This window comes from Caulobacter sp. GW821-FHT10A06 (assembly GCF_059415805.1).
The window spans coordinates 400170-421545 of record NZ_JBWKNY010000003.1; the positions used below are offsets into that span (position 1 = coordinate 400170).

Below are 21376 nucleotides of genomic sequence, written 5' to 3' on the forward strand. Positions count from 1 at the left end.
CACGCGGAGGATTTAGCGGCGGCTATCGTGCAACCTTGGCCAGGTCTTCGGCGGTGGCCGGGACATAGGGCGCGGTCGCGTCGCCGGTCCAGCGCATCAGGGTCAGGTCGGCGGTCTGCTTCCCGTCGACCTTGGTGTTGACCGCCAGATAGGTCAGGCCGTTCCCTACCGGCTGGAGCCCGACATCGGCCTTCTGGTTCCAGCCGCGGATCCCCGTGGCGAGGTCCTTCAGGCCGGCGTCGGCGAGCGTCAGAAGTTGGCCTTTCTCTCCGGGTACGCCGACCAGGTCGGCCGTCACGGGCTTGGTCCGCGCCTCGACCGCGAACAGGCCGTAGTTCGGGAAGCTGGTCTTCTTGCCCAGATAGACGCCCATCAGCCAGCGCTTCTGGGCCTCGTCATAGGCCAGGTTCTGGACGCCGTAGCTGGTGTTGCCAGTGCGCACGAAGACCTTGGCGGTCGGCGCGGCGGGACCGTTGTGGTGCGGCGCGGCCTCGGTCAGCGGGCTGGCGTACTGGGCCCAGTCGGCGACGTCGTACTGCAGCAGCACCTGGTGGTCATTGTCGGCGCGCTCGGTGTTTCCGTAGATCCCGTAGGCCACGGTCAGGTAGCGCGGGCCGTCAGCCTTGCCGAACGCCGGACCGAACGAGACGCCGTCGATGCCGGAGCACCCGTAGCGGTGGTCGGCGGTCTTGCCGACGTCGCCGTCGAACACCCCGTCGCCGTTGATGTCGGCGGCGTAGTCCTTGGCCACTTCAGGCAGGTAGACGGTGCGGAAGAGCTCGGTCTGGCTGGCCTCGACGCCCACCTTGTCCAGGCGGGCCACGTCGATCACCGCGATGTAGAAGGCCTTGTCCTTCTTGTACTCCAGCGAGCCGTAGACCTTGCCGTCGGTCGGGTTGAAGTCGAGGTCGCCCAGGTGCCCGGTCCAGCCGACCAGGGTGCCGACCAGATTGCCCTTCAGGTCGTATTTCGCCAGCAGGTTGGTGAACGAGTAATAGACGTAGCCGCCCTTCACATCGACGGCGACGCCCTGCACGTGGCCGGACGTCCAGGTCCCGCCGTTCTGCTTCAGCGGCAGGTCCGCCAGGGTCGCCGAGACGGCGGGCGGAGCCACGGCGAGCAGGGCGCAGGCCATGAGGAGCGGGAGGCGCATTGTCATGGGGAGCGCCGACTATCCCCGTTACGTGACGGTTTAACGACTGTCCGGGAACGGCGCGGCCGGCCAGGGGCGTTGCGCGGGACGCAGGCGCTCCCAGGCGCGGGACAGGCGCAGGACGCCCAGATCGTCGAACCGCCGGCCCACGATCTGCAGGCCGATCGGCAGTCCTGCGGTCGTATAACCAGCGTTGATCGAGGCCGCCGGCTGCTCGGTCATGTTGAAAGCGACGGTGAAGCCGATGTGCTCGAACGGCCGGCTCGGATCGTTGGTCGGCGAGGGCAGGTGGGCGTCGAAGGCCGGGGCCGGGGCGGTCGGCGACAGCACGAAATCGAACGGCTGGAAGGCCTTGGCGCCGAACTCGCGGATGCGCTGGATCTGGTTGAAACCACGATAGACCGCGACGCCGTCCGCGCCCTCGGCGGCGCGCGCCCACTCCAGAATGTAGGGCAGGGCGCGGTCGGCCTGTCCCGGCGGCAGGGCGTTGAGATCGTTGAGGGATCGGGTGCGCCAGAAGAGGTCCAGGCCGTCCAGCATCTCGCGGGTCAGGAACGGGGCGAACGGCTTGACAATGGCGCCAGCGGCCTCGAAGGCGCGGCCGGCGGCGGTTACCGCTTCGAGGACTTCGGGCTCGACGGGCAGGCCGACGCCGGCGTCCAGCATCAGGCCGATGCGCAGGCCCTTGAGGTCGATGTCGAGGTCATCCCAGGCCAGGGTGTCAGGTGGCAGGCTCATATAGTCCCGCCAGTCGGGAGCGCTCAGCACAGTCATGGCCAGCGCCGCGTCCTCGACCGTGCGGGTCATCGGTCCGGCGCAGCGGCCGATATAGGGCGGGTCGATCGGGATGCGGCCGTTGCTGGGCTTCAGGCCATAGATCCCGCACCAGCCGGCCGGCAGGCGGATCGAGCCGCCGATGTCGGTGCCCAGGTGGATCGGGCCATAACCCGCGGCCGCCGCCGAGCCCGCTCCGGCGCTGGAACCGCCGGGCGTCTTGGCCAGGTCCCAGGGATTGCGCGACAGCTGGTGGAAGCTCGACAGGCCCGACGACAGCATGCCGAAGTCGGGATTGGTGGTCTTGGCCAGGATCACCGCCCCGGCCTCGCGCAGCCGGGCGGCGGGCGGGGCGTCGACGGGCTCGGGGACCAGGGCCGAGGCCGCCGAGCCGATCGGCTTGGGGGTGCCGCGCGTGGCGATCAGCTCCTTGATGGTGACGGGCACGCCGTCCAGCGGTCCTAGGGCCTCGCCGCGTCGCCAGCGCGCGGCCGAAGCGCGGGCGGCCTCCATCGCGGCTTGGGCGTCCAGCGCCCAGGTGGCGGCGAGGTCGGGCTCCCAGGCCTCGATCCGCGCCAGCACGGCCTGGGTGACCTCGACGGGCGACACCTCGCCGTCGCGGTAGAGCCGGGAGAGTTCGGTCGCGGTCAGGTCGGGCAGCTGGCTCATGCATCGAGACTAGGCCCGGCGCGGCCGGCTTCGCTAGAGTGCCGGCGTACCTTGCGAAGGATATCGCCTTGCTTCGACCTGGCCCGCTGAACCTGCTCACCGACGTGCCCGGCCTGACGGTGGGCCACGCCACGGATGAGGCGGTGAAGACGGGCGTCACGGTGGCGCGTTTCCCGGGCGGCTGGGCGGCGGCGGTGGATGTACGCGGCGGCGGGCCTGGTGTCCGGGAGACGGCGGCTCTCTCGCCCGAGAACAGCTTCGCCAAGCTGCATGCCCTGACCCTCAGCGGCGGCTCGGTGTTCGGTCTGGCCGCCGCCGACGCGGTGACCACGGCCCTGTCGCAAACCGGCGAGGGCTTCCAGCTGCGACCCGAAACCCATCCGACCCCGATCGTCGGCGGGGCGGTGCTCTACGACCTGGCCAATGACGGCGACAAGGCCTGGGGCGACGAACCGCCCTATCGGCGTTTGGGGCGTGAGGCTTTCGAGGCCTTGGACACGACCTTCGCCCTGGGCGCGGTCGGAGCGGGGCGCGGCGCCAAGGCCGGCGTCGTGCAGGGTGGTCTCGGCTCAGCTTCGCTGGATCTGGGCGACGGCCTGATCGTGGGCGCCTTGGTCGCCGTGAACTCGGTGGGCTCGGTCTACATGCCCGATGGCCAGACCTTCTGGGCCTGGCCGTTCGAGATCGATGGCGAGTTCGGCGGTCGCACGCCGTCGGGGCCGGCCGGCGCGGTCGAGCCGCTGCCGGACGGCTCGCGCCTGGCGGGCCTGGGCCGCCTGAACCCCGGGACCAACACCACCCTGGCGGTGGTCGCGGTCAATGCCGACCTGACCGTCGGTGAGTGCCAGCGGCTGGCGATCATGGCCCAGGACGGTCTCTCGCGCGCCATCCGCCCGGCCCACACGCCGTTCGACGGCGACGTGGTGTTCGCCGCCGCCTCGGGCGCGGTCGCGCTGGGCGAGGAGGGGCGGCAGATCATCCTGGCCCGGCTGGGCGCGGCGGCCGGCGACTGCCTGGCGCGGGCCATCGCGCGCGGCGTCCACGCGGCAAACACTTAGGTCAGACGGGCTCGGGCCTTGGCGGCTTCGTTTAGCAGACCCAGGCGGTCATAGACCTCGACCAAGGCCCGGTTCAGCGGCACGCCGTCGGGATCGAAACCGCGCCGCAGCTCCAGCGCCTGCTGGGCCTCCGACAGCCGCCCGGCGCGGATCAGGGCGTCCAGGATCAGTTGCTCGAAGAGATCGCGCTGAGCGTGGCTGCCGCCGATTTCGGCCAGACGCGGAAGGGCGGCGCGCAGGCCCCGCAAGGCGCTCTCGAAGTCGCCGCGCGTGTGGGCGACCAGGCCCTCGGCGGCAGGGAGAGCAACCTCGGCCCAGGTCTGGCGGACATGCTCTGGCGCCTCGATCGCCGCTCGGCGCACGGCGGCCAGCAGGCTATCGGCCTCGGGCCGTCCGGCGCGGGCCAGGCCATAGACGTACTGCAAGGTCAAGAACGGCTGCACCACATCATCGGCGCGAACCGCCAGGTGCTCGGCCAGCTCGCTCCAGCGCGTCCCGATATCGACCTCGGCCAGTTCCAGCCGCGCCAGCAGCGACACCGCCCCAACCTGGTCCTGGGAGTAGCCCTTCTCCTGCGCCCAGCAGTGGTCGTCATAGGCGGCCAGCGCCGCCTCGAACCGGCCCTGGCTCAGATAGAACAGGGCCAGGTGCCACCACAGGTGCGTGTCCATGAACGAGTTCAGGCCCGTCCAGGTGTCGCGCGCGCCCTCCAAGAAGGCCACGCCCTCGGCGATACGGCCCTGGGTCAGCATCACATGGGCCAGGGCGTGCTGGGCCCACGGCTCCTTGCGCTTGAGGGCCAGCGCCTGGCGCGCGGAGGCTTCGGCCTCGTCCAGCAGGTGGCACTGCTCATAGGCGAAGGCGATCATGCCGTGGGCGTAGGTGATATCGTCCGTATACGGCAGAATGGCGCTGGCGGCGCGCAACATGGCCGGGAAGTCGCCGCGATTGAAGTCGTGATAGTGCGCAAGCTTCAGCACCAGAAGGTCGCGCGGCCAGGTCGCCAGGATCGTGTCGGCGATGGCCAGAGCGGCGGGGATGTCGTCGGCTGACCAGGCGGTGACGAAGTCGACGAAGGCCTGTTCGCGCGGATGGGCGATGCTTGTCGCCGCCCGAGCGCGGGCCAGATAGGGCGCGGCGCGTTCGGCCGCCTCGGGCGCTTCCAGCAGCAGCCACAGCGTGGCGGCATAGGCGTTCAACAGTACGTTGCCGGGATGGGCCTCGGCGGCGCCGATCACCTCGGCTGCGCGGGTCTCGTAAGCGAGAAAGCCGTCGATGAAGTCGTCGATCGCCGCCAGGGCCGTCACCGACGTCGGCCCCAACGGATTGCCGAAGAGGTCGGCGCCCGACACCCTAGAGCTCGCCGCCGATCCGCTCGACCTCGTCGGCCAGGGCCGCCAGGTCGAGGATCTTCAAGGTTCGGCCGCTCTGGCGGACGATGTTCAGGCTGGCCAGGCGGTTCAGCTCTCGCGTCACCGGCTCGCGCTGACTGCCGACCAGCACGGCCAGCTCGGCGTGGGTGGGGCAGGGCTGGATCACCACCTCGTTGGCGTCGCCGGCCACGGCCGAGCCCATGCGCAACAGCTCGATGTCGACCCGGCAGGCCACCGACACGGCGGTCAGTTCGAACAGGCGGTCGGTCAGGGCGCGGGTCAAGCTGGCCATGTCTTCCAGCAGGGCCCGCATGAAGCGCGGCGAGTCGTCGAACAGGCGCAGCACCAGCCGCTGGGGCAGGCGCACCAGCCGCACGTCCTCCAGCGCTACGATATTGACCGAACGCGGCAGGCCGTCGATGGCGGCGATTTCGCCGAAATAGCCGCCCGGCGGGATGCGGCGATAGCCGACCTCGCGCCCCGAGCGCGCATACAGGTTGGCCAGCAGCGCGCCCTCCAGCAGCAGATAGATGCCGCCGTCCTCGTCACGGCGCTGCAGGATCATCTCGCCCTTGCCGTAGCGCAGGTGCTCGACCTGCGGCCCCAGCGCCTCGATCTCCTCGCGGCGCATGTGGCGGAACAGCTTGTTGGCGCGATAGTCCTCCGGCGGGAACACTGTCGGCGCAAACGTTTGTGCACGCGGGGAGGGTGGTGGAATCACGGTCATCGGGTACGGTCCTGCACAGTCGTGCTGGGGGGCGGCGTATGGAAAATCGACAGCGTTACAAGGCCTTTATCAGCTATAGTCACCATGACCGCCAAGCTGCGGAATGGCTTCATCGCGCTTTGGAGAGCTATCGCGCGCCGCCCAGGTTGTCGGCCAAGAATGGCGCTAGCATCGCGGGTGGCCTGAAGCCGATTTTTCGCGACCGTGACGAGCTGAGTGCGGCGGCTGATCTGGGCGAGACCATCCGCGACGCCCTGGACCGCTCCGACGCCCTGATCGTGCTGTGCTCGCCGACGGCGGCGACCTCGCGCTGGGTCGACCAGGAGCTGGCCTATTTCATCAAGGATCGCGGCCCCGGCGCGGTGCTGTGCGTGATCACCCCTTCGACGCCGGACGAGGCCACGCTGGACGCGGTGATGCCGCCGGCCCTGCGCGCGGCCTTGCCGAAGGACGTCGAGCCGCTGGCCGTCGACCTGCGTCGCGACGCCGACGGTAAACGCCTGGCCCGACTGAAGATCGCCGCCCGTCTTTTGAACGTCAGCCTGGACCAGCTGGTCCAGCGCGACGCTCGCCGCCGCCTGCGGGTGATGGCCGCCTTCACCGGCCTGGCCGCCGTCGTCACCGTCGGCATGGGGGCCATGACCGTCGCCACCCTCAAGTCCCGCCAGATCGCCCGCGAGCAGCGCGACGAGACCGAGGCCCTGGTGGCCTACATGCTGGGCGACCTGCGCCAGCAGCTGGAGCCGGTCGGGCGTCTGGACCTGCTGGACGGGGTCAGCGCCAAGGTGCTGGCCTACTATGCCAAGGACCGCACCGATCGTCTGGACGACAAGGCCCTGGCCCAGCGCGCCAAGGCCCAGACCCTGCTGGGCACGATCCGCGAGCAGCGCGCCGACTATGCCGGGGCCGAGGACGCCTTCCGGCAAGCCGCCGCCACCACCCACATCCTGGTCGAACGCGACCCGACCAACGGCGACCGCATCTTCGACGAGGCCCAGAACGTCTACTGGCTGGGCTATATGGGCTGGCGCAGCGGTGACCTGGCCAGCGCCGAGCGCGGCTTCCGGGGTTATGCCGAGCTGGCCGACAAGCTGGTCAAGCTGGACCCCAAGCGCCCCGAGTGGCGGATGGAGGTCGCCTATGCCGCGACCAATCTGGGCACCCTGTTCTTCGAGCAGGAGCGGATGGACGAGGCGCTGGTCGCCTTCCGCCGGTCGCTGGCCGAAAAGCGGGCCGCCCTGGCGCGCGCGCCGCAGGACAAGGCGCGGATCGCCGACGTCGCCAACACCCAGGCCTGGATCGCCGACACCCTGGGCCGGCTGGGCCGCGTGCGCGAGAGCTATGACGAGCGCGCGGCGGCGACCGCTCTGGTGAACGAAGCCGCGGCCAAGGATCCCAGCGACAAGCGGCTGGCGGCCAAGGCGGTGGGCACGCAGATGGCGTTGGCCCGGCTGGAACTGGACCTGGGGCGGCCCGCGAAGGCCCGCGCCCTGTCCGACACGGCCTTGCGCAAGGTGCGTGAACTGGCGGCCCTGGATCCGACCAATGCGCGCTGGGGCGAGTTCCAGGTCGTCACCCTGCTGGATCGCGTGGACATCGCCTGCTGGTCGGACGATCTGGTCGAGGCGCGCGCCAGCCACGCGGCGGCCAGCGCCAATCTGGCCAAGCTGCACGGCGGCGACGCCAAGAGCTGGCGACCGGACCTGGAAGGGCGTCTGGCCCTGCAGGCCGTGATGCTGGCGCGCCGGGCGGGCGACGCGGCGCTCGAGCGCCGTCTGGCGCAGGATCTGCTGACGGTCCTGGACACCGTGCCGGGGTCGCGCGAACTGCAGGCCGAGCGCATGATCCTGGCGGCGGCGGCGAAATTGTCGGCCGGCCAGGCGTCTGAGACCATCACGATCCTGTCGCCGAAACTGCCGTCGCTGGCCTCTTCAGGACGCGATGTGCTGGCTCGCGCATACCTTGCAGCGGGCCAACGCAACCAAGCCGAGAAGATCGTGCGTGAGTTGAAAAAACACGGCTACGCTCATCCTGGCTTCCTTGCCTTTTGGGCAGATTCCCCCGTAGGTGGAATCTCCGGTCGGGAGGCTATTAAATGACGGAACCAGTACCCGCTAAACTTGTCGAGCTCGTTATCGGCTTGGACAAGAACTTCAACTTCATGAACTTCTTGCATCCGGAGCGGCCCACGCGGCTGAGCCTGGATCTGACCGAGCGTTGCGAGCTTGTCTTCACGCTCAGCGATCAACTGATCAACGCCGGCTGGAAATTCCAGCGTCGTCCGATCGAGTTCGATCGCGACTACGGCGTCAACTTCTCCAGCTTCGTCTGGGTGCCGTATTCGATCGACGGCGGCGATATGCTGCCGCGCGCGCGCTTCAAGGTCATCTACGAAGACGCGCGCATGGGTGAGTACACCTACAGCCTGTTCATGCTGGACAGCCATGACCAGAAGATCGATCTCGATCCCGATATCGACAACGGCTTCGGTCGTCTGCCCTGATCGCGCAAGCGGTGTTCGACCAGGACCAGGTCGCCGCGCTGATCCGGCGCGGCGAGATCCTGGCCGCCTACGACATCGCTCGCGCCGCCCTCGAGGCGGGTGAGACTTCGCGTGACGTCGCCTATGCCGCCGTGCTGTGCCTGGCGCGGTCGGGGGCCATCGACTTCGCGCGCTCCGAATATGTCCGCCTGGGCCTCGACCGGGCGGACGACTCGGACGCCGTCGCCTTGGGGGCGCGGCTTCTGAAGGACGTGGCCCTGGCCGCGCGCGGTCCGCGCCGCGCCGCCTTCGCCCGCGCCTCGATCCGGCGTTACGAGGCCCTGTTCCAGAGGTTCGGCGGCCTGTACGGCGCCATCAACGCCGCGACCATGACCCTGGTGGCCAGCGATCCCGACGGCGCCCGCGCCCGCGCTGCCGCGGCGCTGGAGATCGCCCCCCCGCCCGGCCTGACCGGCGAGGCCGCCTATTACGAAGCCGCCAGCCGGGCCGAGGCCCGTTTCCTGACCGGCGACGTCTTCGCCGCGCGCGAGACCCTGGCCGCCGCCGTGACCTTCGCGCCCCAGGCCTATGCCGCCCACGCCTCGACCCTGCGCCAGCTGGACATGCTGTGCCGCGAGACGCAGGTCGATCCAGCTTGGCTGGCCCCGTTCCGCCCGCCGGTCTGCGCCCACTTTACCGGCCACATCCTGGGACCTGACAAGGACGCGGCGCTGTCCGACTGCGCCCTGCGCCGTCAGGTCGACCAGCTGCTCAAGGACCAGCGGGTCGGCTTCGGCTATGGCAGCCTGGCGGCGGGCGCCGACATCGTCTTCGCCGAGGCCCTGCTGGCGGCCGGGGCCGAGCTGCACGTGGTGCTGCCGGTCAGCCGCGCCTCGTTCATCGAGGTCTCGGTGGCCCCGTTTGGCGCCGACTGGGTCGTCCGGTTCGACGCCTGCATGGCCCGCGCGACCTCGATCCGCTACGCCTCGCGCGACCCCTATCTGGGCGACGAGCAGGTGTTCGCCTATTCCAGCCAGTTCGCCATGGGCTGCGCGGTGTTGCGGGCCCAGACCCTGTCGACCGAGGCGATCCAGCTGGCCGTCTGGGACGGTCATGAGACCGGCGGCCCGGCCGGGGTGTCCTACGACCTGACCTATTGGGCCCGTAGCGGCCGCCGTCGGGCGGTGGTGTCGATCGAGCGCCCGGCGCCGGCCCGCCGGCCGCCGATCAATTCGGACGAGCCGCCCAAGCGGGCCATGAAGGCGATGCTGTTCGCCGACGTCCAGGGCTTTGGCACGCTGCGCGACGACCAGATCCCGCCCTTCATCGAGACGGTGATGGGCCGCATGGCCAAGGCCGTCGAGTGGCTGGCCGCCCCGCCCACCCATGTCGAGACCTGGGGCGACGGCCTGTTCCTGGTCTTCGATCGTCCGATCGACGCGGCCCTGGCGGCCCTGGCCCTGCTGGAGGGGCACAAGGCGCTGGACCTGAAGGCGCTTGGCCTGCCGCGGAGTCTCGGCCTGCGGGTGGCCGGACACTACGGGCCGGTGCACCTGCGCCGCCATCCCTTGACCCACGCCCCGGCGGTGATCGGCACGCACGTGGTCGTCGCCGCCCGCATCGAGCCCGACGTCGCCCCCGGTTCGGCCGGGATCAGCGAGGCCCTGGCCGGGGCGCTGGCCACTTTTCACGGCGACGCCGTCGCTTGCGGTTATGTCGGCCGCACCCAGACCCGCAAGGGCTTCCCGGCCACCCCGATCTTCAGCCTCTCGCGGGCTCCGTAGGCGGTCGAAACATCCTCTAGGCGAAGCGGCAATCGATTGCTCGCTCAGGACGTTTTGTCGACCGGCGGTATGCGATCTGCGGCCGGTGTGCAGATCGGCACATCAGAAACCGCAATTTCTCCCCATGGTCCAGCTGTCGACCGCGACGGGGTCCTCCCCGCCGTCGGCCGCGTGAACCGACTAGAGGGTCCGGCCACCCGCCGGCCGGGCCCTTCTTTTCGAAAGAGCCTTCCCCAGGTCGCGGCGACCCCGCGGCCCCCGCCACGCCAAAGGAGTCGACCATGCTTCTCGAAAAGTCCTTCGACGCACCCAACGCCGTCCTCAACGCCGCGCCGCCGGCCGATGACGCCGCCGCCCGCCTGCTGCGCCACGTGCTGAAGGTCTGGGCCCGCGAGCAGGGCGTGACCGAGGCCGAGGCGCCCGCCTTCATCGACGGCGTGATCCAGTACGCCACCGCGAGCATCCTGGACGGCCGCTACGGACGCACCGGTGCGTAGTCTTCGGCTCTTCGCCGATCGCGGGGGCGATTTCGCCCGCGTCCGGAGCGTGGTCGCCGGCGCCGAGGTCCTGCCTCGGCCGGCGCCGGCTCCGGTCGAGTCGCTGTCGGCGCTGGAGACCGAGGCCTGGCGCCTGTTGTGCCTGATGGCGGCCGAGGGCCGCCGTCGCGCCGCCCCCGCCCAGGACATCGCGCGGGTCACCTGGTTTTCCGACCCGTCGCTGCTGAACGCCTGGACCGACTTCGCCGTCGCCGCCGACGCCTGGGACGGCGAGGGGCGCGGCAAGACCCGCACCCTGGCCGAGGACATCGTCAGCTACGCCAAGGATGCGGCTGAACTCTATCGCCGCCTGGCCGCCCTGATGGCGCCGATGAAGGCGCGGGCGCCGTCGTTGGAGGAGGCCAAGGCCTGCCAGGCGATCCTGGACACCTTGGCCCGCGCCGCCGAGGAGCGCGCCCGTCGGGCCGGCGCACTGGGCGAGTCCGTCGCGCCCCTGGCCAAGGCCGCCACCCGCCTGGGCGCGGTGTTCGCCGGCCGCGAGCGCAACCCGCCTGTTCGCATCATCCTGCCCCACGTGCCGGGCCTGTGCCTGGCCTATGACGACCATTTCGAAGCCTGCGTCAGCGACATGGCCATCTTCGACAAGCGTCAGTTCTGGACGCTGGAGCCTAGCGGAGAGGCCTATGCGCTGGTCAGCGCCGCCGACCCCAGCCTCGTCCTGATCGTCGACCAGGACGAAGAGCTGATCCCGCTGACCCGCACGCCGCCGCCGTTCACCTTCGCCGACCGGGGGCCGCGCCCACGGGTGGCGCGCCGCGAGGCCACGCCGATCGAGGCGATGCGGTTCTTGGTCTCGCTCTCGCCCGACCTCTATCTGCAGAACGTCAGCTATCAGACCCTGGCTCTGGAATGCCCGGGCGATGGCGGCTGGCGGCACGGCGCGCCGGTTGTCACCCGCCTGAAGCGCGGAGGCTCGACCCAGCGCTGGGCGTTCGAGCCGCCGCTGCGCTCGCGCCAGGAACTGATCTTCCACGACGTCGTCGCCCCGGCCGCGATCCACGGGCTTGAGGTCGGCGGCCTGATCCGCCTGGCCGACGACTGGGCCGCCATCGCCGACGACCTGCGGGCCGGCGCCGCCCAGGTCCAGGCCTGCGCCGAGCGCGATCAGGCGTTCGTGGCCAGCGGCTCGGTGGTCGATGTGCTGGAGAGCTGGCGTCGCGTGGCCGGCGAGGCGCGCAACGCCTCGACAGACCTGTCAGGAGAGGACTAGGGCCGATGCTGGACGCCATCCTCACGGGCCTGCTGGCCGGATCGCCCCTGATCGTGACCCTGAAGCTGGCCGCCCTGGTCGCCGGCTTCGGGCTGGGCGTGCGCCTGCTGGCCGGCGGCGGCCGCACGGCCGACGATCGCGACCGCTCGCTGCTGGACGCGGTCCGCCGTCGCCGCCCCAACTAGGGCTATTTCTTCTTTTCGGCCGCCAGCTCTTCGGGCGTCAGCTTGCGCACCTGCGTCACCGGATAGCGCCGCCGGCCGGTCGCGTCCGGCACGATGATCTCGGCGTCATAGCCCGAGCACACCCAAGAGCGGCCGCGCGAATAGATGCCGATGCGCAGCGACCAGTCGATGTCGGGCGACGGCGAGAACAGCGTCAGGCGGTAGACGTTCTTGGGACTGATGCTGACGTCGACGGTGCGATCGTCGATGACGGTGAAGCCGTTGACGTCGTCGGGCCGGAAGCACGCGCTCTTGGGCCGCTCCTTCTTGGCGTCGGCGGCGAGGACGGGACCGGCGGACAACAGCGCCGCCAGCACGATGGATCCGATCAGGACACGCATGATCAAACTCTCCTAGGGGCGCCCGCCGTGAGTATCCTCGCGCGCAAGCGTGGCCGGCTCAAGGCTCGTTCGTTTCAGGCGTCCAACGTTTCGCCGACCAGGGTCGTTGCGCGCATCGACGGCCGTTGCTCGAAGGCGTCCAGCCAGGCGCTCAGGCGCGGATAGGCGGCCAGGTCGTGAACCTCCCGGAAAGCGATCCAGCTGAGGGCTGTGGCGATGGCGATTTCGGCGAGGCCCGGTTGTTCGGCCGGCTGGAAGCGGGCTTCGAGATAGGCGCAAGCGCCGGCGACCTTGGCCAGGTGACCCTCGCCGAGCGGGGGATAGCGCAGGGGTTCCGGGCGACGGGTGGTTTCCCAGCGGACCAGGATGCCAGCCTCGGAAATACCGTCGGCCACGGCCTGCCAGCGCAGGGCGGCGATGCGGTCGGCGGGGATCAAGGTCTGGTCGCTCAGGTCCTCCAGATATTCGCAGATCACGCGGGAGTCGAAGATCGCCTCGCCCTCGTCGGTGATCAGCACCGGCACCTTGCCCAGCGGGTTCAGCGCGAAGACGTCGTCGTTGCGCAGGGTGGGGCTGGTCTCGTGGTGGATGACGTCGACGCGGTCGTCCAGTCCCGCCTCGTGGGCGAAGACCAGGGCCTTGCGGGCGAACGGCGAGTGGGTCTGGTAGAGCAGCTTCACGCGAGCGGTCCTTCGGTCAGGATGATCAGGGGGCGGCTGTCGGCGGGCGGGGCGTCGGCCAGCAGGGCCGCGAAGCCGGCCGCGCCGGAGGGCGTGGTGGGCAGGCCCGCGAAGGCCAGGTGGTCGGCGGCGGTCTGAGCGGCCGCGTCGCTGACGGTGGCGTAGTTGACCTCGCAACGCGCCAGCACCGCGTGGGCCAGGACGGACGGCGCCTTGCAGTCCAGGCGGCCCATCACCGAGTCCGGCCCCTCGACCCGCACCGGCCGGCCCGCGCGAGCGCTGGCGGCGAGGCATGGCGCGGCGTCAGGCTCGACGATGACGAGGCGCGGCTGGATCCGCCAGGTGCTGTGGATCATGTGAGCCATGGCGGCGGCCAGGCCGCCGACGCCGGCTTGCAGATAGACGTCGGTTGGCCAGCGGCCTGAGACCTCGAACACCGCCCGGAGCTCCTCGGCGATGATCGTGTAGCCCTCCATGACCAGGGCCGGCGGGCGGTCGTCCAGGGTGTCAGCGGTGTCGGACAGCAGGATCGCCCCGGTCGTCGCGGCGTCCGCTTGGGCCTCCAGCAAGAGCTCGTCGTAGCGGGCGTCGCTGATCACCACCTCGGCTCCGGCGAGCTGGAGGCGGGCCACGAACGACGCTGGTGTCGAGCGCGACAGGTGGATCCGCGCCTTGGCCCCCAGCAGCCGCGCGCCGGTCGCGACCGCGTAGCCGTGGTTGCCGGCGCTGGCACAGACGAAGGTCGGGACATCGTCGCGCTCGGCCATCAGGGTCGCCACCGCATGGATGCCGCCGACCGCCTTGAAGGCCCCCAGGCCCATGCGGTCGCGCTCGTCCTTGACCAGGATGGTCGGGCCAGTCGGCTGGGCCAGGGTGCGCAACGGCGTGGCGGCGAAGCCGGGCAGGGCGCTCAAGGTGCGCAGCGGGGCGGCGGGATCGGGGTTGAACGTCATGCCGTCAGGCTAGCGAAAGTCGCTGCGCGGTTTGTCTCGCTGATCGGCGGTCATTCGATTAAGTTTCCCGAAACTGAAGCTTGCGATGAGAGAAATCGATCATGGCCGCCGAGCCGCTCGACCAGGCCGACCGCATCCTGCTGGACCAGCTGCAGACCGACGCGACGCAAGGCATCGACGCCCTGGCCCACGCCTGCGGCCTGTCGGTGGCCTCGGTGCAGCGACGGCTGAAACGCCTGCGGGCCAGCGGCGCCATCGCCCGCGAGGCCGCGCAGCTGGAGCCGGCGGCGGTCGGGATGCCGATGACCTTCGTGATCATGGTCGAGCTGGAGCGCGAGCGCCGCGAGCAGCTGGCCGATTTCCGCGCCCGGGTCCGCGGCGAGCCGCAGGTGCAGCAGGCCTATTACGTGACGGGCGAGAGCGACTTTGCTTTGGTCTGCGTGGCCAAGGACATGGCCGACTTCGAGGCCCTGACCCACCGGCTGTTCTTCGAGAACGGCAATGTCCGCCGCTTCCGCACCTCGGTGGTGATGGAGCGGACCAAGGTCGGGCTCAGCGTCCCGGTTTAGCGAGCTTCAGGATCGCCATGCCGACCAGCGCCGAGGCCAGCGAGCCGGCCAGGACGCCGATCTTGGTCTCGTCGATCAGGTGGGGGTCCTTGAAGGCCAGGGCGCCGATGAACAGGCTCATGGTGAAGCCGACGCCGCATAGCACCGCCACGCCGTAGAGCTGGCCGAGGCTGGCCCCGCGCGGCAACCGCGCCCAGCCCAGCTTGATCAAGCCGAAGGCGACGCCGAACACGCCCACCTGCTTGCCCACGAACAGGCCCAAGGCCACGCCCAGCGGAACGGGATCCAGTAGGGCGGCGAGGCCGACACCGGCGAACGATAGTCCGGCATTGGCAAAACCGAAGATGGGCGTGACCACGAAGGCGACCGGCTTGTGCAGGGCGTGCTCCAGCCGGTGCAGCGGCGAGTGGTCGCCTTCGCGCAACGGGATGGTCAGGGCCAGCGCGACGCCGGCCAGGGTGGCGTGGATGCCCGACTTCAGCACCAGGAGCCACAGGACGGCGCCCAGCAGCAGGTAGGGCCACAGGCGCAGCACCTTCAGCCGGTTCAGAGCGACCAGGACCAGTAGCACGACGCCCGCGCCGGCCAGGTACAGCAGGTGCAGTTGGGCGGTGTAGAACAGGGCGATGATCACGATGGCCGCCAGGTCGTCCATGATGGCGATGGCGGTCAGGAACACCTTCAAGCTGGTCGGCACACGCGGCCCCAGCAAGGCCAGCACCCCCAGCGCAAAGGCGATGTCGGTGGCCGACGGGATGGCCCAGCCGGCGATGCTGGCCGGGTGTCCGGCGTTGAAGGCCAGATAGATCACCGCCGGCAGCGCCACTCCGCCCAGGGCCGCCGCGCCGGGCAGGATCACGTCGGCGGGACGCGACAGCTGGCCGTCCAGGACCTCGCGCTTGATCTCCAGCCCCACCAGCAGGAAGAACGCGGCCATCAGCCCGTCATTGATCCAGTGTTGGGCGCTCAAGGGGCCCAGATAGAGGTGCAGCGCCCCGAAATAGGCTTCGGCCAGCGGCGAGTTGGCGACCACCAGGGCCAGGGCCGCGGCGGCCATCAGTACATAGCCGCCGGCCGCCTCGTCCTTCAGGAAATCGGCGAGGGCGCGGCGCGCGCGCAGGCTGATGGTCTTCAGCGCCATGTCAGAGCGTCCTCAGGAACCGGTTGGCGAAGAACAGGCCGACCAGGCCCAGGCCGCAGGCGATATAGGCGCCGCTCGCCAGGAACTGACCCCATTCGATATCGAGCTTGGCGAACGACTTCACCAGCAAGAGCGAGATGCTGCCGATATAGCCGAACGAGTCGGCGACATAGATCAGGAACCCCGCCGTCCCGACCTTGCCGGTGGCGGCGATCATCCGGTCGAACAGCATGGCGTTGAACGGCGTGTAGCCCATGTACAGCCCCGCGCCGGCCAGGATCATCCACCACACCGGCGGCAGCACGTGCAGCTGATAGGCCAGGGTCGAGGCGCCCAGCAGCACGAAACCCAGGGCCACGAAGCCGATGTTGAAGCCGACGGCCCGGCGGTTGTCCTTGACCCCCATCAGGGCGGCCAGGCCGACCAGCACGATGGCGGCCACCGGCAGCTCCGACAGGGTGAAGATCGCGGCGGCGTTCTTGAAGCCCAGCTCGGCCCAGATCTCGGCCGAGAAGTTGTCGCGGAAGTCGCGCAGGGCGGTCAGGATCACATAGACGGCGATCAGCAGGATCAGGGCCGGGGCGTGGGCGGCGAAGAGAGCGATGCGGTCCTGGCGGCTCATCGGCGCGCGCTTGACCCGCTCGGCCTCGTCGGCGGCGTTGGGCGGCGGTAGCTGGGCCAGGGCGACGACCGCGATCAGCATCAGCGGCGCGAAGACAAGGCCCGAGACGGCCGGCATCCACTTCTCATCGACATCGGCCAGCAGCAGCATCTTGCCGACCGACTTGGCCACGCCCGACGACAGGATGAAGCTGGCGCACAGCATGGCCCCCAGCACCTCGGTCAGTCGGCGACCCTCCAGGAAACCGAACACCAGGCCCCAGATCATGCCCAGGCACAGCCCGTTCAGGTACATGGCCATCGGCCCGATCACCGTCGGCAGGGTCCCGAACAGCAGCAGCGACATCTGCGCCCCGAAGATCAGGGTCAGGATGCCCATGGCCCGTTTGCTGCCTGGCATCTCGGAGATCACCTTGACCCCGATGAACTTGGCCGTGGCGTAGCCGGCGACCTGGGCGATGACGAGGGCGATCTTGAAGTCGAAGGCGAACGGCCAGCCTTCCGGGTGGCTGAAGGCGGCGGCCGTGAACGGCTTGCGATAGCCGAACATGGCGAAATAGACGGCGAACGAGGACAGGCCGCCATAGAGGGCGAACAGCCAGGGCGGGGCCGTGGTCAGAAAGCGGGTCACCGCGCCTGGCTTGGCGTGTTCGTTCATGCGCGGTCCCCTTACGAACGATCAGCTAGCCCGCTTCGTTCGCCGGGGGCAACGAGAGACGCCCCCTTAGGCGGCCCGGGCGCCGCCGATGACCACGTTCCAGAGCCTTTCGCGGTCGATCGGCTTGGCCAGGTGCGCGTCGGCGCCGGCGGCCAGGGCGGCCAGCTGGTGCTCGGGACCGATATTGGCGGTCAGCATGACGATCGGGGTGCGGCCCTCGCCCCGCGCGGCCTCGATGGCGCGCAAGCGGCGGGTGGCGGCCAGGCCGTCGACGCGGGGCATCTGCATGTCCATCAGGACGAGGTCGAAGCGGTCGCCCTCGAAGGCCTCGATGCCCTCCTGGCCATCGCACGCCATGACCAGCTCGACGCCCAGCGGGGCCAGCAGCAGTTCGACGACGGCGCGGTTGACCTCGTGGTCCTCGACCAGCAGCACGCGGGCGGGGCGTTCAGGCAATTCATTGGCCGCGACCGGCGCGGCGGCGGTCGCCACCCGCAGCGGCACGGTGAAGCGGAACAGGCTGCCGACGCCGCGCTTGGACCGCGCCTCCAGCGTCCCGCCCAAGAGCTCGACGATCGCCTTGCAGATCGGCAGGCCCAGCCCGCCGCCGCCGTAACGTCGTGACAACGAGCCGTCGGCCTGGGTGAAGGGCTGCAGCAGCTTGGGCAGCAGGGCCTCGTCGAAGCCGACGCCGGTGTCGCGCACCTCGACGGTCAGGCTGCGGGTCGTGGGCGAGGCGGTGGGCAGGGTGGCGATCGAGACCACGACCTCGCCCTCCTCGGTGAACTTCACGGCGTTGGCGGCCAGGTTGCCGACCACCTGGGCCAGCCGGGCCGGATCGCCCTCGAAGCGGCCGTCTGTCTGGGCGTTGAGGTCCAGGCGCAGGGTCAGGCCCTTCTCGGCGGCGCGGGCCCGCAAGGGGGCGATGGCGTCCTCGATGGTCTCGACCAGGTCGAAGGCGGCCAGTTCCAGCTTCAGGTCGCCGGCGTCCAGGCTGGCGACGTCCAGGATATCGGACATCAGCCGCTCGACGTCGCGGCCCGAGGCGCGGATCAGGTCGACCATGCGCCGTTGCTCTTGGCTGAGCGCGGTCTGGGACAGGGCGCTGCTGGCTCCGATCACGCCGTTCAGGGGCGTGCGGATCTCGTGGCTGATATTGGCCAGGAACACCGACTTGGCGCGGTCGGCGGCGGCGGCGTCCTGCTCCAGCTGGGCGCGCTCCAGCTGGCTCTCGCGGAAGGCCACGACGGTCTCGGCGATGCGGCCGAACTCGTTGCGCTGGTCCAGGTGCGGGACCTCGACGTCCAGGTCGCCGGCGATCAGCCGCGACATGGCCGCGATCAGCCCGTCGATCCGCCGGGTGATGCCCCGGTGGATGGCAAAGGCCAAGGCTAGGGCGCCAGCCACCGAGACCGCCACGATCAGCAGGCTGACCCCGAAGCGGATGACCAGCAGGTCCAGCTCCTGCTTGACCGAAGCGTGCAGCTGGCGGGCGCTGACGTCCCAGGCCGCCGTGGCCGCCTTGCGCAGGCGTGCAAGGTCCGGCCGCGCGCCCGCCGCCACGGCCTCGCGCTGCGACAGGGCGTCGGCGCGGGCCAGATTCAGTTCGGCCCGGCGCTTCTCCAGCAAGGCGCCGATGGCGACGTCGGGATGGTTGCCGCCGGCCTTGACCAGAGACTGGTCCAGGATCTCGGCCTGGGCGTTCAGCCGCTCATAGGCCGAGAACACCCGCTGGCGGCGGCCGGTCATCTCGTCCGGCAGGGCGCCGACCTGGTCCAGGCGCGCGATCGCGGTCCACAGGTTCGGCAGGCCGACGGCGGCCGTGTCGCCCAGGTAGAAGCGGGCGAGATCCCGGTCCAAAGTCAGGTTCGAGGCGTCGGCGATCGCGCCGATCAGCACCGCTCCGGCTTCCGCGCGATTGCCGGGCTGGGCGGCGGCGAAGGCGTGCAGCGGGTCGACGACGCCCAGCTTGCGAGCGGGTTCTTCCAGCGTCTGGATCTGACGGTGGGCGGGATCGACCATGCCCGGCCAAGCCTGGCGCAACAGTTTCGCGCCGCGCACCTCGCGCTCGGTGAAGGCGATGTCGCGCAGGGCGTAGACGGTCAGGGTCGACAGCAGGATCGCCAGCGGGACCAGGAACAGGACCGTCAGCAGGCTCAGGCGCTGGGCAAGGGTCGTGGCGCCGTCGAAGCGCTTCAGTGGGCCGAGCTGCACGGGGTCTTGCACTCCGGGCCGCCCTCGACCCCGCCCCCCGGCAGGCGTCCGTGCGACCGCACGCGCATATGAGGGCGGAACGCGGCGGGGAGCAAGCTTGGCCGGGGCTTCAGTCCGCGGGGACGAGGTCGCGCGGGCCGCCGACCGCCCGCACGATCTGGTCCGCCATCACGGCGTGGGCCTGGGCGGTCGGGTGGATGGTGCCGCTGACGGCCTCGTCGCGCCCTTTCTTGTATGCGACATACTGCGTCAGGGCCGCGTCGTTGGCGGTGCGGAACCAGCGGCCGGCCCGTGGCGCGTAGGCGCTCCAGTCGGTCGGGGCGGGGTAATCCGGGTTCCAGCCCTCGGCGGTCCAGCGCGGCCAGCCGAATTCGCGCCAGTAGGTCTGGCCCAGACCATCGCGGGCGCACAAACCGTGCCGCGCGGTGACGGGCGCCTGGTCGACCACCGTCCAGCCGCTCCGGGCCATGACCTCGCCGACGTTGCGGTTCAGATTGGCCCAGGCGCGTTTCTCGAGCACGCAGGCGGAGCGGAGGGCAATCTTCTCGGGCATGCCGACGACGCAATCCTCGCTTCCGGGCAGGTTCGCGATCCCGAAACTCCAGCCGGTGGGCGTGACCAGCGGCACGCGGGTGAACTGGGCCAGCCAGGGTTCTCGCTGCATCTGCAGGCCTGGGTCTTTCTTGCGGTCGGAAGTGGATGTCTTGGTCCAGAGCTCGCCGCACAGCCGCCCGGCGTCGTCGCGCAGGATGCTGGGGTACAGAGTGTGGATCTTGACCTTGGCCTTGGCGCCCAGGCCTGAGAGGTCAAAGGCCTGCGCACCCAGATCCAGCATCTTGGGCAGGTCGACCAGCGCCATGTCCTCGGCCGAGGGCGAGTACTGGCGGACGAAGGGGTTCCACTTTCCGGCTGTGCTCTCGCAACGCCACTGCCCCGGAACCTTGAGCGGGCAGACCAGGCCCATGTCCGGATTGCGGTTGTCTTCCAGCGCGCCATTGATCAGGAACATCAAGCTGAGGGGGTCTTGTCCCGCCGCCGGCATCACGGCCCAGGCGGCGACGCCGGCGAAACCGATGTCGTTGCCGCCCAGGGTGTTCAGCACCACGTCGGGCTGCCGCCGCCAAGACGAGCAGGTGTTGACGACGACCTCCTGCCGGCTTTGTCCGGGCTTCTTGCGGGTCTTGCTGGAAAGCTGGTTCCAGTAGGTCAGGCCTTGGGGAATGAAGAGCTTCTGCTCCGGCCCCTTGGTTTTACACAGCAGGTCCACTGCCTGGTTGATCTGGGACTCCCGGTAGGCGATCGAGTCCCACTCGCCGCCGGCATGGCGCTTGCCGCCCGGCGCCGAGGTGCGCGGCGCGACGAAGCCGTCCAGCATGGTCGCGCCCGAGCAGGCGAACGAGACGAAGGTCACCGATCGCCGCCGGTCCCGCGCCGCCAGGCTGAGGGCCGCCAGGGCGTGCTGCGACAGCAGGGAGCGGTGGCAGGTGTTGTCCCACCAGTCGGCCGAGGCGTCCTTGTCCAGCTTGAGCGACGACCACCAGTCGATCCCGCCTCGCTTGGCGGCCGCACCTTTGGCGGTGAGGTGGGACCAGTCGGTCGGGCGATCAGGATTACCCTCGCCGGCGGCGAACGAGTCGCCCAGGGCCAGGATCAGCGTGTCCTCGACCCTGACGCAGGTTGCGACGGGCGCGCCGCCGGCGATCTCGGCGGTGACGTCGACGTCCGTGGCGGGTTCGACCTCGAGCGCCGTCGCCTCGGCGCAGGCGCGCGGGGCGGTGGTGGTCTCGCCGCTTCGCCAGAGACAGTCGCCCGCCTGGCCCGGCATCCGGACCCAGATCCGGCGGCGCTCCGGCTTCAGGAACGCCTCGCCCTCATAGGTCTCGCGCGACCGGTCGTAGAACGTCGCCTGATAGAGGTGTTGGCCGTCGGGCAGACGGGTTTCCACCAGATGGCGGATGGCGGTCTGATAGGCCTTTTCCATCGAGACCGTGGTCGATCCCGCATTGGCGGCGGCCAGGTCGTCCAGCAGCGCGTCGCCGGCCTGGCGACCGGCCTCGGTCTTGTTGAACAGGGCAAACCCGCCGGCGACCTGCCAGTCGATCCGCGGGTTATCCGCGCAGGCCGCGAAGGCAGGGCCGGCGACGAGGCCGAGGCTGAGCGCCGCCACAACCGCTATCGTCTTCCGCAT

19 protein-coding genes are annotated in these 21376 nt (G+C 70.1%); 8 read left to right on the plus strand and 11 right to left on the minus strand.

The features are described 5' to 3' along the window. Positions 1-22: 22 nt before the first annotated feature. Entirely contained in the window at positions 23-1159 is a 1137-nt protein-coding gene (locus tag AC07NF_RS09625; RefSeq protein WP_494631991.1) for a hypothetical protein, read from the minus strand. 33 nt (positions 1160-1192) lie between these two features. Further along, positions 1193-2596 carry an amidase gene (locus tag AC07NF_RS09630; RefSeq protein WP_494631990.1) on the minus strand — a complete coding sequence of 468 codons (1404 nt, stop codon included), beginning with the start codon at positions 2594-2596 and terminating at the stop codon, positions 1193-1195. 68 nt (positions 2597-2664) lie between these two features. Here AC07NF_RS09630 and AC07NF_RS09635 point away from each other — a divergent pair, with 68 nt between their 5' ends. Then, positions 2665-3654 carry a P1 family peptidase gene (locus tag AC07NF_RS09635; protein ID WP_494631989.1) on the plus strand — a complete coding sequence of 330 codons (990 nt, stop codon included), beginning with the start codon at positions 2665-2667 and terminating at the stop codon, positions 3652-3654. Here AC07NF_RS09635 and AC07NF_RS09640 read toward each other — a convergent pair. Together AC07NF_RS09640 and AC07NF_RS09645 are read right to left on the minus strand one after the other, a co-directional pair. Beyond that, on the minus strand, positions 3651-5006 hold the full coding sequence (locus AC07NF_RS09640; protein ID WP_494631988.1) for a tetratricopeptide repeat protein: 1356 nt from the start codon (positions 5004-5006) through the stop codon (positions 3651-3653). The genes AC07NF_RS09635 and AC07NF_RS09640 overlap by 4 nt on opposite strands. A 1-nt stretch (position 5007) precedes the next feature. Further along, complete coding sequence (locus tag AC07NF_RS09645; protein WP_494631987.1) at positions 5008-5754, minus strand: Crp/Fnr family transcriptional regulator; 747 nt, start codon at positions 5752-5754, stop codon at positions 5008-5010. Positions 5755-5792: 38 nt separating this feature from the next. Here AC07NF_RS09645 and AC07NF_RS09650 point away from each other — a divergent pair, with 38 nt between their 5' ends. From AC07NF_RS09650 to AC07NF_RS09675, 6 genes are all read left to right on the plus strand, one after another. Further along, on the plus strand, positions 5793-7853 hold the full coding sequence (locus AC07NF_RS09650; protein ID WP_494631986.1) for a toll/interleukin-1 receptor domain-containing protein: 2061 nt from the start codon (positions 5793-5795) through the stop codon (positions 7851-7853). Beyond that, entirely contained in the window at positions 7850-8257 is a 408-nt protein-coding gene (locus tag AC07NF_RS09655) for a hypothetical protein (RefSeq protein WP_454713992.1), read from the plus strand. The genes AC07NF_RS09650 and AC07NF_RS09655 overlap by 4 nt, the downstream gene beginning before the upstream one ends. An 11-nt stretch (positions 8258-8268) precedes the next feature. After that, entirely contained in the window at positions 8269-10020 is a 1752-nt protein-coding gene (locus tag AC07NF_RS09660) for a tetratricopeptide repeat-containing protein (RefSeq protein WP_494631985.1), read from the plus strand. A 281-nt stretch (positions 10021-10301) separates the two neighbouring features. Next, positions 10302-10517 (plus strand): hypothetical protein, encoded by a 216-nt coding sequence (locus tag AC07NF_RS09665; RefSeq protein ID WP_492814173.1) that lies wholly within the window; start codon positions 10302-10304, stop codon positions 10515-10517. After that, a complete protein-coding gene (locus tag AC07NF_RS09670; RefSeq protein WP_494631984.1) occupies positions 10510-11787 on the plus strand; it encodes a hypothetical protein in 1278 nt (425 codons plus the stop codon). Before AC07NF_RS09665 ends, AC07NF_RS09670 begins: the two co-directional genes overlap by 8 nt. A gap of 5 nt (positions 11788-11792) precedes the next feature. Further along, on the plus strand, positions 11793-11972 hold the full coding sequence (locus AC07NF_RS09675) for a hypothetical protein (RefSeq protein WP_492814176.1): 180 nt from the start codon (positions 11793-11795) through the stop codon (positions 11970-11972). Positions 11973-11974: 2 nt separating this feature from the next. Here the strand turns inward: AC07NF_RS09675 and AC07NF_RS09680 are convergent, their stop codons facing one another. The 3 genes from AC07NF_RS09680 to AC07NF_RS09690 form a co-directional block, all read right to left on the minus strand. Next, positions 11975-12352, minus strand: coding sequence for a DUF6491 family protein (locus AC07NF_RS09680; RefSeq protein WP_494631983.1), 378 nt, complete (start codon positions 12350-12352; stop codon positions 11975-11977). A 74-nt stretch (positions 12353-12426) separates the two neighbouring features. Beyond that, complete coding sequence (locus AC07NF_RS09685) at positions 12427-13032, minus strand: glutathione S-transferase family protein (protein WP_494631982.1); 606 nt, start codon at positions 13030-13032, stop codon at positions 12427-12429. Then, a complete protein-coding gene (locus AC07NF_RS09690; protein WP_494631981.1) occupies positions 13029-13985 on the minus strand; it encodes a pyridoxal-phosphate dependent enzyme in 957 nt (318 codons plus the stop codon). Before AC07NF_RS09690 ends, AC07NF_RS09685 begins: the two co-directional genes overlap by 4 nt. A 101-nt stretch (positions 13986-14086) precedes the next feature. Here AC07NF_RS09690 and AC07NF_RS09695 point away from each other — a divergent pair, with 101 nt between their 5' ends. Then, positions 14087-14554 (plus strand): Lrp/AsnC family transcriptional regulator, encoded by a 468-nt coding sequence (locus AC07NF_RS09695; protein WP_494631980.1) that lies wholly within the window; start codon positions 14087-14089, stop codon positions 14552-14554. On the opposite strand, the gene nhaA is transcribed toward AC07NF_RS09695, so the two are convergent. From nhaA to AC07NF_RS09715, 4 genes are all read right to left on the minus strand, one after another. Beyond that, a complete protein-coding gene (gene nhaA, locus AC07NF_RS09700) occupies positions 14538-15695 on the minus strand; it encodes a Na+/H+ antiporter NhaA (protein ID WP_494631979.1) in 1158 nt (385 codons plus the stop codon). The two genes, AC07NF_RS09695 and nhaA, sit on opposite strands and share 17 nt — an antisense overlap. Position 15696: 1 nt before the next feature. Beyond that, a complete protein-coding gene (locus tag AC07NF_RS09705) occupies positions 15697-16974 on the minus strand; it encodes a DUF5690 family protein (protein ID WP_494631978.1) in 1278 nt (425 codons plus the stop codon). 66 nt (positions 16975-17040) lie between these two features. Beyond that, positions 17041-19188 carry an ATP-binding protein gene (locus tag AC07NF_RS09710; protein ID WP_494631977.1) on the minus strand — a complete coding sequence of 716 codons (2148 nt, stop codon included), beginning with the start codon at positions 19186-19188 and terminating at the stop codon, positions 17041-17043. 109 nt (positions 19189-19297) lie between these two features. Further along, positions 19298-21376, minus strand: coding sequence for a hypothetical protein (locus AC07NF_RS09715; protein WP_494631976.1), 2079 nt, complete (start codon positions 21374-21376; stop codon positions 19298-19300).

What these genes read in the sequence shown, in the direction of transcription:
- AC07NF_RS09715 (WP_494631976.1), bottom strand. Translation starts at nt 21,376, where the DNA reads ATGCGGAAGACGATAGCGGTTGTGGCGGCGCTCAGCCTCGGCCTCGTC.
- AC07NF_RS09645 (WP_494631987.1), bottom strand. Translation starts at nt 5,754, where the DNA reads ATGACCGTGATTCCACCACCCTCCCCGCGTGCACAAACGTTTGCGCCG.
- AC07NF_RS09675 (WP_492814176.1), top strand. Translation starts at nt 11,793, where the DNA reads ATGCTGGACGCCATCCTCACGGGCCTGCTGGCCGGATCGCCCCTGATC.
- AC07NF_RS09690 (WP_494631981.1), bottom strand. Translation starts at nt 13,985, where the DNA reads ATGACGTTCAACCCCGATCCCGCCGCCCCGCTGCGCACCTTGAGCGCC.
- AC07NF_RS09695 (WP_494631980.1), top strand. Translation starts at nt 14,087, where the DNA reads ATGGCCGCCGAGCCGCTCGACCAGGCCGACCGCATCCTGCTGGACCAG.
- AC07NF_RS09665 (WP_492814173.1), top strand. Translation starts at nt 10,302, where the DNA reads ATGCTTCTCGAAAAGTCCTTCGACGCACCCAACGCCGTCCTCAACGCC.
- AC07NF_RS09630 (WP_494631990.1), bottom strand. Translation starts at nt 2,596, where the DNA reads ATGAGCCAGCTGCCCGACCTGACCGCGACCGAACTCTCCCGGCTCTAC.
- AC07NF_RS09625 (WP_494631991.1), bottom strand. Translation starts at nt 1,159, where the DNA reads ATGACAATGCGCCTCCCGCTCCTCATGGCCTGCGCCCTGCTCGCCGTG.
- nhaA (WP_494631979.1), bottom strand. Translation starts at nt 15,695, where the DNA reads ATGGCGCTGAAGACCATCAGCCTGCGCGCGCGCCGCGCCCTCGCCGAT.
- AC07NF_RS09655 (WP_454713992.1), top strand. Translation starts at nt 7,850, where the DNA reads ATGACGGAACCAGTACCCGCTAAACTTGTCGAGCTCGTTATCGGCTTG.
- AC07NF_RS09650 (WP_494631986.1), top strand. Translation starts at nt 5,793, where the DNA reads ATGGAAAATCGACAGCGTTACAAGGCCTTTATCAGCTATAGTCACCAT.
- AC07NF_RS09680 (WP_494631983.1), bottom strand. Translation starts at nt 12,352, where the DNA reads ATGCGTGTCCTGATCGGATCCATCGTGCTGGCGGCGCTGTTGTCCGCC.
- AC07NF_RS09705 (WP_494631978.1), bottom strand. Translation starts at nt 16,974, where the DNA reads ATGAACGAACACGCCAAGCCAGGCGCGGTGACCCGCTTTCTGACCACG.